At 68.9% G+C, this 13,042-nt stretch carries 10 protein-coding genes; 4 read left to right on the top strand and 6 right to left on the bottom strand.

Annotated elements, in window-relative coordinates; genetic code table 11:
* Positions 1-15: 15 nt before the first annotated feature.
* Both ACPTTC_RS10150 and ACPTTC_RS10145 read right to left on the bottom strand, forming a co-directional pair.
* A complete protein-coding gene (locus tag ACPTTC_RS10150; protein ID WP_423392390.1) occupies positions 16-1,683 on the bottom strand; it encodes a TIGR01244 family sulfur transferase in 1,668 nt (555 codons plus the stop codon).
* 29 nt (positions 1,684-1,712) lie between these two features.
* Complete coding sequence (locus tag ACPTTC_RS10145; RefSeq protein ID WP_423392389.1) at positions 1,713-2,597, bottom strand: MBL fold metallo-hydrolase; 885 nt, start codon at positions 2,595-2,597, stop codon at positions 1,713-1,715.
* 249 nt (positions 2,598-2,846) lie between these two features.
* Here ACPTTC_RS10145 and ACPTTC_RS10140 point away from each other — a divergent pair, with 249 nt between their 5' ends.
* The 4 genes from ACPTTC_RS10140 (at position 2,847) to ACPTTC_RS10125 (ending at position 5,808) form a co-directional block, all read left to right on the top strand.
* The gene (locus tag ACPTTC_RS10140) at positions 2,847-4,244 is read left to right on the top strand and encodes a sigma-54 interaction domain-containing protein (RefSeq protein WP_423392388.1); all 1,398 of its coding nucleotides are present in this window, start codon (positions 2,847-2,849) and stop codon (positions 4,242-4,244) included.
* Positions 4,245-4,324: 80 nt separating this feature from the next.
* A complete protein-coding gene (locus tag ACPTTC_RS10135) occupies positions 4,325-4,852 on the top strand; it encodes a M949_RS01915 family surface polysaccharide biosynthesis protein (protein ID WP_423392387.1) in 528 nt (175 codons plus the stop codon).
* 162 nt (positions 4,853-5,014) lie between these two features.
* The gene (locus ACPTTC_RS10130) at positions 5,015-5,575 is read left to right on the top strand and encodes a DUF2975 domain-containing protein (RefSeq protein WP_226240639.1); all 561 of its coding nucleotides are present in this window, start codon (positions 5,015-5,017) and stop codon (positions 5,573-5,575) included.
* 8 nt (positions 5,576-5,583) lie between these two features.
* Positions 5,584-5,808 (top strand): helix-turn-helix domain-containing protein, encoded by a 225-nt coding sequence (locus tag ACPTTC_RS10125; protein WP_423392386.1) that lies wholly within the window; start codon positions 5,584-5,586, stop codon positions 5,806-5,808.
* A 112-nt stretch (positions 5,809-5,920) separates the two neighbouring features.
* Here ACPTTC_RS10125 and ACPTTC_RS10120 read toward each other — a convergent pair whose 3' ends face one another.
* From ACPTTC_RS10120 to ACPTTC_RS10105, 4 genes are all read right to left on the bottom strand, one after another.
* Complete coding sequence (locus ACPTTC_RS10120) at positions 5,921-6,949, bottom strand: MerR family transcriptional regulator (protein WP_423392385.1); 1,029 nt, start codon at positions 6,947-6,949, stop codon at positions 5,921-5,923.
* A gap of 120 nt (positions 6,950-7,069) precedes the next feature.
* Complete coding sequence (locus ACPTTC_RS10115; RefSeq protein WP_423392384.1) at positions 7,070-8,635, bottom strand: efflux transporter outer membrane subunit; 1,566 nt, start codon at positions 8,633-8,635, stop codon at positions 7,070-7,072.
* A gap of 2 nt (positions 8,636-8,637) precedes the next feature.
* Positions 8,638-11,787, bottom strand: a complete 3,150-nt coding sequence (locus tag ACPTTC_RS10110) for an efflux RND transporter permease subunit (RefSeq protein ID WP_423392383.1) — start codon at positions 11,785-11,787, stop codon at positions 8,638-8,640.
* Entirely contained in the window at positions 11,784-12,893 is a 1,110-nt protein-coding gene (locus ACPTTC_RS10105) for an efflux RND transporter periplasmic adaptor subunit (protein WP_423392382.1), read from the bottom strand. Before ACPTTC_RS10105 ends, ACPTTC_RS10110 begins: the two co-directional genes overlap by 4 nt.
* Between the last annotated feature and the right edge of the window lie 149 nt (positions 12,894-13,042).

Here is a 13,042-nt window from a genome sequence, read left to right as displayed (position 1 = left end):
GTCATCGCGCTCCGGTCAACGTGCGATCGCGGGCTTCGCGAGCCATTCGCGGCCCTTGAGCATCGCCTTCCAATAGAGCGGCGGCAGCACGCGTTCCTTGAGCAGCCACGCGAGCCGCGACGGACGCTTGCCGTCGATCAGCCACGCGGGGAAGGTCGGTGCGACCTTGCCGCCGTACAGGAATTCGGCGAGCACGATCTTGCCGCGCTCAACCGTGAGCGGGCATGAGCCATAGCCGTCGTACGCGGCGTCGCCCTGCGCGTGGCCGAGCGATGCGAGCAGGTTGTGTGCCACCACCGGCGCCTGCTTGCGGGCGGCCGCGGCCGTTTTCGCATTGGTCGTGTTGGTGGCGTCGCCGAGCGCGTAGATGTCCGGAAACTGCTTGTGGCGCAGTGTCGCCGGATCGACGTCGATCCAGCCGGCCGCGTCGGCGAGCGGGCTCGAACGCACGAAGTCGGGCGCCTTCTGCGGCGGCACGACGTGGATCATGTCGAACGCGCGCACGACGGTTTCCTTGCCGCCGTCCGGCAGCGCGCGCGCGAACGTCGCGCGACGCGCGGGCCCGTCGATCGACACGAGGTTGTGGCCGAACGACAGCGCGATGTCGTAGCTTTTCACGTACTCCATCAGCGCGGGCACGTAGTCGGCGACGCCGAACAGCGCGGCGCCCGCATTCAGGAACTCGACGTTCGCGGCCTCGAGGCGGCCCGCGCGCCGCCAGTGGTCGCACGACAGGTACATCGCCTTCTGTGGCGCGCCCGCGCACTTGATCGGCATCGGCGGTTGCGTGAAGAGCGCGTTGCCGCCGCGGAACGCGCGCACGAGCTCCCACGTGTACGGCGCGAGATCGTAGCGGTAGTTGGACGTGACGCCGTTGCGGCCGAGCGTGTCGGCGAGCCCTTCGATCGCGTGCCAGTCGAGCTTGAGCCCCGGGCACACGACGAGCTTGCGATAGCCGATGCGGCGGCAGCCGTCGAGCACGACGGTGTGTGCGTCGGGCTCGAAGCCCGCGACGGCGGCCTGGATCCGCTGCACGCCGCGCGGCAGCACGTCGGTCATTCGGCGCGCGGTGGTCTCGGGCCGGAACACGCCCGCGCCGACCATCGTCCAGCCGGGCTGGTAGTAGTGGACGTCGGCCGGATCGATCACCGCGATGTCGAGCGACGCATCGCGCGCGAGCAGGCTCGACGCGACCGCGATGCCGGCTGCGCCCGCGCCGACGATCACGATGTCGTGCCGCGCGTCGACGGCCGGTGCCGCCTGCTTGCCGCCTTGCACGACGCGCGAGGCGAGCGCGCGCAGGTCGTAGCCGGCGGCGCCGGCCGTCGCGACGATGTCGTTCAGCGGACGCAGGCCGGCCTGCGACAGCGCCCACAGCGTGGCCGAGCGCGTGCCGCTGCGGCAATACGCGAGCACCGGGCCTTCGAGCGACGCGACGAGCGCGCCGAACTGCGCGGCCTGGTCGTCGGTCACCTTGCCCGTATCGACCGGCAGGTAGTGCACGTCGATGCCGAGCGGCGCGGCGGCCGCGCGGATCTCGGTGACGGTCGGCTGGTCGGGGCCTTCTCCGTCGGGGCGGTTGCAGATGATCGCGCGGATGCCGGCCGCGTGAAGCGCGGGCAGGTCGGCCGCCGCGATCTGCGGCGAGACCGACAGCGTGTCGGTCAGCTGGCGGATGGTCATGTCGGGGTTCTCCGGGTGGGGCGTGCGGCTCAGATCGCGTCGAGCGGGATCTTCAGGTAGCGCACGCCGTTGTTTTCAGGCTCGGGCAGGTGGCCGGCGCGCATGTTGACCTGCACGGACGGCAGCATCAGCACGGGCATCGCGAGCGTGGCGTCGCGCGCGGTGCGCATCGCGACGAAATCGTCCTCGCTCACGCCGTCCTTCACGTGCACGTTCGCGCGGCGCTGCTCGGCCACGGTCGTCTCGAACTGCACGTTGCGGCCGCCCGGCTGGTAGTCGTGGCACAGGTACAGGCGCGTGTCGGGCGGCAGCGCGAGCACGCGCGCGATCGAGCGGTACAACGTGCGCGCGTCGCCGCCGGGGAAGTCGCAGCGGGCCGTGCCGTAGTCGGGCATGAACAGCGTGTCGCCGACGAAGGCCGCGCGCTGCGTCGCATCGTCGACGTAGTAGGTCATGCACGCGGGCGTATGGCCCGGCGTATGCAGCGCGCGGATCGTCAGCGCGCCGAGCGCGAGCGTGTCGCCGTCGTCGAGCAGCCGGTCGAACTGGCGGCCGTCGTGCGCGAAGCCGGGGCCCGCGTTGAACAGCGTGCCGAACACGTGCTGCACGCGGCGCACGTGCGAACCGATCGCGATCTGGCCGCCGACGTGTTCCTTCAGGTACGGTGCGGCCGACAGGTGGTCGGCGTGCACATGGGTTTCCAGCAGCCAGTGCACGTCCGCGCCGAGTTCGGCGACGCGGGCGATCAGCCGGTCGGCGCTCGCCGTGTGCGTGCGGCCGGATTTCGGGTCGTAGTCGAGCACGCTGTCGATCAGCGCGCACGCGCGGCTCGCGGTATCGAGCAGCAGATAGCTGACGGTGTGGGTCGCCGGGTCGAAAAAGCCTTCGACCGACAGCGTGGGGGCGTTGCTCACGGGGTGTCCTCGATCGGGTTCTGCATCTGCAATCGGGATCAGTAACTCAAGAAGCGTGCCAGCCTGCATCGCAGGTCCGGCCGATCTGCCAGGGACTTGATTCGGCTCGGATTTTCGGTGCGGCCGCAGCGATACGCGGGTGTCGCTGGCACCGGTTCGTCACGGTGGACTGCCACAACTGGCAGTGCCGTGGCAGAATTAGCAGTCTGCGTGGCAGTTCGTCAGGCAGACCCTACACCGAGCGTCCGCATGAATCCGCACGACACCATCCCGATCGTCCCCGCGCCGCGCCGCGACGTCATGCCCGACGTGCGCGCGCTCGTCGCGTATCTCGAGCAGGATCCGCAACCGATGATCGTCGTCGATCCCGACTACCGCATTCTCGCGGCGAACGACGCGTACCGGCGCCAGTTCGGCGTCGCGGGCGTCGAGCACGTGGGCCGGCACTGCTTCCAGGTCTCGCATCACTACGACGTGCCGTGCGACCAGGCCGGCGAGCATTGCCCGATGAAGCAGGCGCTCGAATCGCGCGGGTTGAACCGCGTGCTGCACATCCACCACACGCCGCGCGGCCCCGAGCATGTCGACGTCGAATTGCGGCCGATCTTCGATGCGCAGGGCAACGTGATCGCGTACGTCGAGCGGCTGACGACGGTGCGCAGCGCGTCCGCGCAGCCGAGTGCGGAAGGGCTCGTCGGCGGCGCGGACGCGTTCAATGCGGCGCTCGGCGCATTGCAGCGCGTCGCACCTTCGATGCTGCCGGTGCTGCTGCTCGGCGAATCGGGCACCGGCAAGGAGCTGTTCGCCCGCGCGCTGCACGAGGCGAGCGACCGCGCGATGGGACCGTTCGTCGTCGTCGATTGCTCGGGGATCGCCGAGACGTTGTTCGAGAGCGAACTGTTCGGGTACGAGAAGGGCGCGTTCACCGGCGCGAACCAGCGCAAGCCGGGCCTCGTCGAAACCGCGCAGGGCGGCACGCTGTTCCTCGACGAGATCGGCGACGTGCCGCTGCCGATGCAGGTGAAGCTGCTGCGCCTGATCGAGTCGGGCACGTTCCGCCGCGTCGGCGGCGTCGAGGCGCTGCGCGCGGATTTTCGGCTGGTCGCAGCGACGCACAAACCGCTGCGCGAGATGATCGACGACGGCCGGTTCCGGCAGGACCTCTATTACCGGATCAATGCGTTTCCGATTCCGTTGCCGGCGCTGCGCGACCGGCGCGGGGACATTGCGCTGCTGGCCGAATCGATCCTGCGGCGGATCGCGAACGCGCGAGCCAGTGCGGGCGACGGGAGCGCGCGGCCGTTCGCGGCCCGGCCGTTCGTGCTGACCGAGCCCGCACGGGCGTGCCTCGAAGCGTATGCGTGGCCGGGCAACATCCGCGAGCTGCGCAACGTGCTCGAACGCGCGTGCCTGTTCGCGGACGACGGGACGATCCGGATCGAGCATCTGCCAGCGGAGCTGGTCGCCGCATCGGCGGCGCCGCAGGACCATACGGCCGATGCGCGCGGCGTGTCGGACGCGGAACTCGTGCGCATCGCGCGCACGTTCGACGGCACGCGCAAGGCGCTCGCCGAACAGGTCGGCATGAGCGAGCGGACGTTGTACCGGCGGATGAGGGCGCTCGGGCTCGGGTCGCGCGACCGGTAAGCGGCACGGGCGCCAGGCGCAACTGGCAGCGGCAGGCGGCTTTGCCGATAATGGCGCGTTCGATCCGGATCCCATCGCCAATGAAAAGACACTTCCTTTCGCCTTGCCTGTTCGTCGCAGCTGCTGCGCTGGCCAACCCGGCAGCGGCCGCCGAATACACATGGACCGACGCGGCCGGTGCACACGCGGTGACGCTCGCCAGGACCGAATCCGGCGACGACGTCGAACTCAAGGTGGCCGCGACGCTCGACGGCCGGCCCGACTGGACCGTACGTGACTACGTGAAGGCATGCCCGGTCGACGTGATCCTCGACGTTGTGCCCGCGTCGATCGAAATGCGCGACCTGCTCGGCAACGGCCGCAAGCAGTTCCTGTTCGCGTACAAGATCGGCTGCCGCGGCGACGTCAGTGCCGACCAGGTCAAGTACTTCCTGGTCGACCAGGGCACGAAGTACGTGCTGCGCGGCGAGGAAACCGTGACGGTCAACGGCAAGTTCATGGACGGCGGCGCGGCACCCGTGCCGAATGCGGACCTGAAAGCCCAACCTGCGTTTCTGCGCTACATGACGAAGCATTGGCACGGGATCAGCGTGCGCGCCTATCGATAGGCGCGCACTCGGCGCGCGGTGGTGCGCCCGACACGCGACTGTCGAGACGAGCTTGAGCGTGCCATGCGATAGGAAATCATAAAAATACAACAATTAATTATCGTTTAACGATAATTGCCGGTGTACACTCGACGCATGTTCATTCCCTGTCGAGGACTTCGCATGCATTCCGATCGTATCGCCCGTATCAGCCAGCAAATGGCCACCGTCACGCTGTGGTTCATCGTCGGCATGCTGGTGCTCAACGCCGCGTGCTGGGCGTTTCCGTCATTGAACGCGGCCTCCGGGCCCGGCCTCGTATTCGGCCTCACCGATTCGGTGATGTCGAACCTGAACGTGGACGTCGCCGCCTTCCCGTGGTGGCAGAAGGCGGTTGGCATCCTGCTGTCGAGCGTGCCGCTGATCGCGCTCGCGAACGGCCTGCGTCATCTGCGCGCGCTGTTCCGCACCTACGCGCGCCGCGATTATTTCTCCGCGCAAGCGGCCGGCCATCTCGGCAAGACGGGCCGTGCGATCGGGCTGTGGGTGTTGCTGAGCCTGCTGTGCGAACCGCTTCTGAGCGTGTGGGCGACGCTGCGCGAGCCGGTCGGCCATCGCGTGGTCAGTATCGGCTTCAGCCTGCCATACGTGGTCGCGCTGTTCACCGCGGCCTGCATTGCGGTCATCGCGCACATTCTCCGGCAGGCGAGCGAGCTCGATGCCGAACATCGACAGTTCGTCTGAGGCGCGCCATGTCGATCGTGGTCAAGCTCGATGTGATGCTCGCGACGCGCAAGGTCCGCTCGAAGGATCTCGCGGCGGCCGTCGGCATCACCGAACAGAATCTGTCGCTGCTCAAGCAAGGGAAGGTCAAGGGCATCCGTTTCGCGACGCTCGAGGCAATCTGCCGCTATCTGGACTGCCAGCCCGGCGACCTGCTCGCGTTCATCGATGACGGTGTCGGCGAACCGGACTGACACATCGCAACGGCGAGGTCACCGGCTGCGAAGGGTGAACGGACGGCAAACGGGAAACCCGCCTGCCGCCCGCATGGTCAAGCACTCAACGCACTCAACGCACTCAACGCACTCAACGCGCAGGCGCAAGCTGCGTCATCGCCTCCCGCACGAAGCCGATCAGCGTGTCGTCGATCCACGAATCCTGCGTCAGCGACGGCTCGTTCATCATCGCCTGGCGGAATTTCGCATGCGTGGCCGGATCGTTGCCGGCATAGCTGCAGAACAGCGCGAGCCAGCGCTGCGCGAGCGCGCGGCCTTCCGGTGAATCCGGGCTGGCGCCCGCATCGATCGCGTCGCGCACGTCGCCCATCAGCTGCGGCCATGCCATCGCGCTTTCACCGTAGTGGGCGCGCATGAAACGGATCTCGTCCGGTGCGAGATACTTCTCGAAGATCCGCATCTTGGTTTCCGACGACGCGCGCAGCACATAGTCGCGCAGCGCGGTCGAAATGCCGATCTTCGACTGCATCGCCGGTTCATGCTCGTGCATCAGGTTCAGCTTCGCCAGCAGCCGCGGGTCGTTGTTCGTGTCGCGCACGAGCAGCGACATCCAGCGGCTGGCGAGCGCACGGGGGCGTTCGTTCTCGGCGGGCACGCCCGCATCGTGCAGCGCACGCATCTCGTCGACGAGTGCGATCCATTCGGCGTCGCCCGCCTGGCTCTTCTGGTACATCGGCAGGCGCGCGAGTTCTTCCTCGGAAAAATATTTGTCGTACACGGTCATCAACTCCAGTGTGGTGAGCCAATCGGCCAGCTCCGGCTCCGTGCCCGCGGCGAGCTGCGCATGCAGGCTCACGAGCCTTTCCCGCAGCTGCGCGGTCTGCGCGAGCTGACGGTCGAGCAGCGCGATCTGCTTCGCGACGATCTCGACGAGCGGGGTGTCGGGCTGGTTCAGGTGGTTGCCGATTTCGGCGAGCGACAGGCCGAAGCGACGCAGCGCCTGGATCTGGTGGAGCCGGGCGATGTCGTGGCGGTCGTACAGCCGGTAGCCGTTGTCGGCGCGCGCCGAAGGCGTCAGCAGACCGATCGCGTGATAGTGATGAAGCGTGCGGACGGTCAGCCCGCTGCGTTTCGCCAGTTCTCCCACTTTCAGTCGCATTCGTTCCTCCGTTCGGGTCGCACACTGGAGTCTCGAACGTTACGCTACGTGAGGGTCAAGCGGAAGATCGGGAATCGGGTGCGCGGGGAAATGCCGCGCGCACCCGACGGCAGGGCCGGCTTATTGCGGCGAAGGCGGGGTGCCGGCGGTGGCGGCGCGCGCTTGCTGGCCGGTTGCGGCGTCGCCGGTTGCAGGGGCGGTCTTGCCGGACCGGCCGGCCTGGTCGACCGGCGGCGTGCCCATCGCCTGGTAAAGCCGCGCGGTATCCGCGAACCGCGCGCCGGTCGCGCGGATCTCGTCGAGCCGCGCGTTGCGGTACTGCAGCTCGCTGGCGCGCGCGGCCGACGGCGGCAGCGCGCCGAGCCGCACGCGGGCCGCCGCGTCGTCGTACGCGCCGCGCGCGGACAGCGCGGCGCGCGACGACGCGTCGAGCGCCTCCGCGTCATGCTCGAGCGCCGCGAGCGAATCGGCGACGTTCTGGAACGCGCCGAGCACGGCCTGCTTGTACTGGTCGACCGCGGCTTCGTAGGTCGCCTTCGCCGCGCGGCGCTGCGCGAGCAGCGCGCCGCCATGGAAGATCGGCTGGCTCAGCGACGCGCCGACGTTCCAGATCGCGCCGGCGCCCGACAGCATCGCCGGCCAGCTGAAGCCGCCTTTGCCCATCGCGGCCGACAGCGACAGCTGGGGGAACATCTGCGCGGTCGCGAGGCCCACTTCGGCCGCGGCGGCCTTCAGCCCCGCGTCGGCCGCCTGGATGTCCGGGCGGCTTTGCAGCAGGTCGGACGGCACGACGACGGGTACTTGCTCGGGCAGGCGCAGATCGGCGAGCGTGAGATCGGCCGGCGGCTGGTCGGGCGTGCGGCCGATCAGCACCGCGAGCGCATGGCGCGCCGAGTCGCGCTGCTGGCGCAGCGCGGGCAGGCTCGCCGCGAACGTGTCGGCGCTTTGCCGTGCGTTCAGCGCGTCGCTGCGCGAGGCCGAACCGAGCGCGTAGCGGCGTTCGGCATCGTGCGCCTGGTCGTTGGCGAGCGCGACGAGCCGCTCGGTCGTGCCGATCTGCGCATTGAGCACCGATACCGTGATCGACGCGGTGACGATGTTCGCGGCCAGCGCGCGCCGCGCGGATTCGAGCTGGAACGCGCTGACGTCGACGCGCCGCGCCAGCGCACGGTTCGCGAAACGCGACGCGCCGAACAGGTCGATCGTGTAGCTCGCCTGCAGTTGGCCGACGAACGTGTCGTACAACAGCGTCGGCGCGCCGAGCGCGGGAATCGGCACGCCGAGCGCACGCTGGCGCGAGGCCTGGCCGCCCGCGTCGATCGACGGCAGCATCGAGCTGCCGATCTGCCCGCGCAACTGTTCGCGCGCGGCATCGAGCGAGTGCGATGCCGCGCTCAAGGTCGGGCTGTTGCGCAGCCCTTCGTCGACGAGCGCGTTCAGCGCATCGGAGCGGTACTGCTTCCACCAGTCGGGCACCGGTTGCGCGCCGACCTCGAACTGCTGCGCGACGCCTTGCGCGGACACGGTCTGCTGGACTTGCGGCGTGGTGCCGTAGTGCGCGGGCGACGGCATCGCGGGCGGCTCGCCGCTCGGCGCGAACCAGGCGCAGCCCGCGAGCGGGCCGGCGAGGCTCGCCACGGCGAGTGCCCGCACGGCTTGGGTTTTCAGGTTCATCGATCGATCCATGGTCAGGCTCCCGACGGCGCGGCCGGCGTGCTGCCGCCAGGCGGCGGGCCGTCCTGCGGGTCGCGTTCGTCGCGCTTCACGCGGAACCACGTCGCATACAGCGCGGGCAGGTAGAACAGCGTCAGCACGGTCGCGCTCGTGATGCCGCCCATCAGCGCGGTCGCCATCGGCCCGAAGAAGTTCGAGCGCAACAGCGGGATCAGCGCGAGCACGGCGGCCGCGGCCGTCAGCGTGATCGGGCGGAAGCGCCGCACGGTCGCGCCGATGATCGCGTCGATGCGCCGGTGGCCGACCGCGATGTCCTGTTCGATCTGGTCGACCAGGATCACCGAGTTGCGCATGATGATCCCGAACATCGCGATCACGCCGAGCATCGCGACGAAGCCGAACGGCTGGCCGAACAGCAGCAGCGTGGCGACCACGCCGATCAGCCCGAGCGGCGCGGTCAGCACGACCATCAGCACGCGCGAGAAGCTCTGCAGCTGGATCATCAGCAGCGTGAACACGGCGATCGCCATCAGCGGCATCTGCGCATTGATCGAATTCTGCGCCTTCGCGCTTTCCTCGACCGAGCCGCCGATGTTGATCTGATAGCCGACCGGCAGTTGCGCGCGCAACGCGTTCAGCTTTGCGTCGACCGCATGCGTGACGTCGATGCCCTGCGCGCCGGCGCGCACGTCCGACTGCACGGTGATGGTCGGCTGGCGGTCGCGTTCCCACACGACGCCGTATTCGAGCGTCGGCTTGAAGCGGCCGAGCGAGCCGAGCGGCACCGGGCCGTTCGGGGTCGGCAGCGCGAGGCCGGCGAGCTTCGCGGGGTCGACTCGGTCGGCCTTTGGCGCGCGCAGGTCGACCGCGATCAGCTTGTCGCGCTCGCGGTATTGCGTGACGGTCGTGCCGGACAGCGTCATCGCGAGGAAGCTCGAGACGTCCTGCGACGTGACGTTCAGCTCGCGCGCCTTCTTCTGGTCGATCTCGAAGCGCACCGAACGCTCGGCCGGCTCGTCCCAGTCGAACTGTACGTTGACCGTGCGTGCGTCGCCGCGCATCGTCGCCGCGACCTTCTCGGCGATCGAGCGGACCGTCGCGATGCTGTCGCCGCTCACGCGGAACTGCACCGGATAGCCGACCGGCGGGCCGTTCTCGAGCCGCGACAGCCGCCAGCGCACGGCCGGGAACTGCTCGCGCAACGTGGTTTCGAGCCAGGTCGCGAGCTTCTCGCGGTCCTTCACCGAGTGCGCGGTGATCACGAACTGCGCGAAGTTCGGCAACTGAAGCTGCTGGTCGAGCGGCAGGTAGAAGCGCGGCGCGCCGCTGCCGACGAAGTTCACCGAATGATCGATCTCGGGGCGCTTGTCGATCACTTTCTCGAGGCGCTCGGTCTCGCGCAGCGTCGCCGCGAACGATGCGCCTTCGGGCAGCCGCAGGTCGACCAGCAGCTCGGGGCGATCGGAACTCGGGAAGAACTGCTGCGGCACGAGCGAGAAGCCCATCAGCGCCACGACGAAGAGCGCGCCCGTGATCAGCAGCACGACGAAGCGCCGCTCGATGCACCAGTCGATCCAGCCGCGCAGCCGCCGGTAGAAACGCGTGTCGTAGATGTCGTGTTCGTGGTCGTCGGGCAGGTGCGCCTCATGCGCCTGCCGCTTGCGCTCGGGCAGCAGGTGGAAGCCGAGCAGCGGGATCAGCACGACCGCCGCGAACCACGACGCGATCAGCGCGATCGCCGACACCTCGAAGATCGAGCGCGTGTATTCGCCGGTGCTCGATTTCGCGAGCGCGATCGGCAGGAAACCCGACACGGTGACGAGCGTGCCGGTCAGCATCGGGAACGCGGTGCTCGTATAGGCGAACGCGGCGGCGCGTGCGCGGGTGTAGCCCTGCTCGAGCTTCACGGCCATCATCTCGACCGCGATGATCGCATCGTCGACGAGCAGCCCGAGCGCGAGCACGAGCGTGCCGAGCGACACCTTGTGCAGCCCGATGTCGAACAGGTACATGAAGAGGGCGGTGACCGCGAGCACGACGGGAATCGAGATCACGACCACCATCCCGGTGCGCAGGCCGAGCGACACGAGGCTCACGACCAGCACGATCGCGACCGCTTCCGCGACGGCCTCGAGGAAGTCGTCGACCGAATGCGCGACCGCATGCGGCATGCTCGATACCAGCGTCAGCTTGAGGCCGGCCGGCAGTTGCGCCTGCAGGTCCTTCGATTCCTCGTCGAGCGCCTTGCCGAGCCGGATCACGTCGCCGCCCGGCTGCATCGTGACGCCGATGCCGAGCACCGCGTGGCCGTTCGCGCGCATCTGCGTGACGGTCGGATCGTCGTAGCCGCGCGTCACCGTCGCGAGATCGCCGAGCCGGAACGTGCGGCCGTTGATGCGGATCAGCGTGTCGGCGATCGCGCCGACGTTGTCGAACTGGCCGCTCGGCCGCACGAACACGCGGTCGTCGGCGGTCGTCAGCGTGCCGGCCGACGAGATGTCGTTCTGCGCGTTGATCGCCTGTCCGAGCTGCTGCGGCGAGATGCCGAGGCGCGTCAACTGCGCGTTGTTGACCTCGATGAAGATCCGCTGGTCGGGGTCGCCGAAATAGTCGACCTTGCCGACGCCCGGCACGCGCAGCAGCACGGTGCGCAACTGGTCGGCGTAGTCGTGGAGCTGCGCGGGCGAGAAGCCGTCGCCTTCGAGGGTCCAGATGTTGGTGTAGACGTCGCCGAATTCATCATTGAAGAACGGGCCCTGCACGCCGGGCGGCAGCGTATAGCCGATGTCGCCGACCTTCTTGCGGATCTGGTACCAGGTCTCGGGCACGTCCTTCACGGGCGCCGAATCCTTCATCGTGAAGAAGATCAGCGATTCGCCGGGGCGCGAATAGCTGCGCAGGAAGTCGATGGCCGGCGTTTCCTGCAGCTTGCGGCCGATCCGGTCGGTCACCTGTTCCTGCACCTGCCGCGCGCTCGCGCCGGGCCAGAACGTGCGGATCACCATCACGCGGAACGTGAACGGCGGGTCTTCGGACTGCGCGAGGCGCGTGTACGCGAGGATGCCCGCGAGCGTCGCGAGCGCGATCAGGTAGACGACCAGCGCCTGGTGGCGCAGCGCCCACGCCGACAGGTTGAAGCGGCCTTCTTCGTAGGAAACGCTCACGATGCGAAGTCCTCCGGATGCAGCGGCGCGATCGCGCGTACCTTCTCGCCCGCGCTGACCGTGTGCACCCCCTGCAGCACCACGCGTTCGCCGGGCTGCAGCCCGTGCGACACCGTCACCGTGCGCTCGTTGAAACGCGCGACGTCGACGCGGCGCAGCTCGAGCGTGTCGTCCTTCGTGCGCACGACCCATACGGCCGGTTGCTGGCCGTCGTGAAACAGCGCGGTCGCGGGCAGCGTGATCGACGGCGCGGCGCCGGCCGCCGGTGCGCCGTCGAACGCGACGCTGGCCGTCATGCCGAGCTTGATTGCCGGATCGGGCGCGGCGAGCGTGAGCTTCACGCGATAGGTGCGGCTTTGCGGATCGGCGGCCGGCGCGATTTCGCGCACCTTCGCGGCGAACGAGCGGCCCGGCAGCGACGGCAGCGTGACGCTAGCCGCGTGGCCGGGCGTGAGCGACGCAAGCGCGGACTCGGGCACGTCGCTGACCACGTCGACGTCGCCGGACCACGCGAGCTGGTAGACGGCCTGGCCGGCCGACACGTTCTGGCCGGTATCGGCCTGTTCGGCGGTGATGGTGCCCGCGTGATCGGCGACGAGCGTGGCGTAGCGGAGCTGGTTCTTCGCGAGCGCGAGCTGCTGCTGCGCCTGGTCGCGCTGCGCGAGCGCCGACGTGTAGCTGTTCTCGGTCTGCTCGAGCTGCGCGGTGGCGATCAGGTTTTCGCGCGCCTGCGCGCGATCGCGGTCGAGCTGCTGCTTCGCGAACGCGAGGCTGTGCGTCGCGGCATCGAGTTGCGCCTGCGCGCTCGCGGCGTTCTTCTCGACGTCGGACGGGTCGAGCAGCGCGACGACCTGGCCAACCTTGACCGTATCGCCGAGGCGCACCTTGCGCTCGATGATCTTGCCGGCGATGCGGAACGACAGCGGCGTGGCATAGCGCGGCTGGATCTCGCCGGGGAGCGTGCTGGCGACCGCGGCGCCGTCGGCATGGGCGGGCAGCGCGACGACGGGGCGCGGCGCGGGCGGCGCGGATTCTTTCGGATGACAGGCGGCGAGGACGAGCGCGGCGCCGACCAACAGCGCGGCGCGGGAACCGGAGCGATTCACGAAACCCCCAGATGAGGTGAGAGCGAGAGCGGAACGAAGCCGGCAAGCGCGGCGGGCGCTTGCCCCGAGCGGCGCCGGCACGGGCGTGCGGACACCATCTTTCAGAAACTGTGGCGAATTCTAATACACACCTGTATCTGAATGCAAAG

The sequence above is a fragment of the Burkholderia mycopellens genome (genome assembly GCF_964265025.1).
GTDB lineage: Bacteria > Pseudomonadota > Gammaproteobacteria > Burkholderiales > Burkholderiaceae > Burkholderia.
Note: the sequence above shows the minus strand (reverse complement) of the source record. Positions and strands in the feature narration are given on the sequence as shown.

What these genes read in the sequence shown, in the direction of transcription:
- ACPTTC_RS10150 (WP_423392390.1), bottom strand. Translation starts at nt 1,683, where the DNA reads ATGACCATCCGCCAGCTGACCGACACGCTGTCGGTCTCGCCGCAGATC.
- ACPTTC_RS10140 (WP_423392388.1), top strand. Translation starts at nt 2,847, where the DNA reads ATGAATCCGCACGACACCATCCCGATCGTCCCCGCGCCGCGCCGCGAC.
- ACPTTC_RS10135 (WP_423392387.1), top strand. Translation starts at nt 4,325, where the DNA reads ATGAAAAGACACTTCCTTTCGCCTTGCCTGTTCGTCGCAGCTGCTGCG.
- ACPTTC_RS10130 (WP_226240639.1), top strand. Translation starts at nt 5,015, where the DNA reads ATGCATTCCGATCGTATCGCCCGTATCAGCCAGCAAATGGCCACCGTC.
- ACPTTC_RS10125 (WP_423392386.1), top strand. Translation starts at nt 5,584, where the DNA reads ATGTCGATCGTGGTCAAGCTCGATGTGATGCTCGCGACGCGCAAGGTC.
- ACPTTC_RS10120 (WP_423392385.1), bottom strand. Translation starts at nt 6,949, where the DNA reads ATGCGACTGAAAGTGGGAGAACTGGCGAAACGCAGCGGGCTGACCGTC.
- ACPTTC_RS10115 (WP_423392384.1), bottom strand. Translation starts at nt 8,635, where the DNA reads ATGGATCGATCGATGAACCTGAAAACCCAAGCCGTGCGGGCACTCGCC.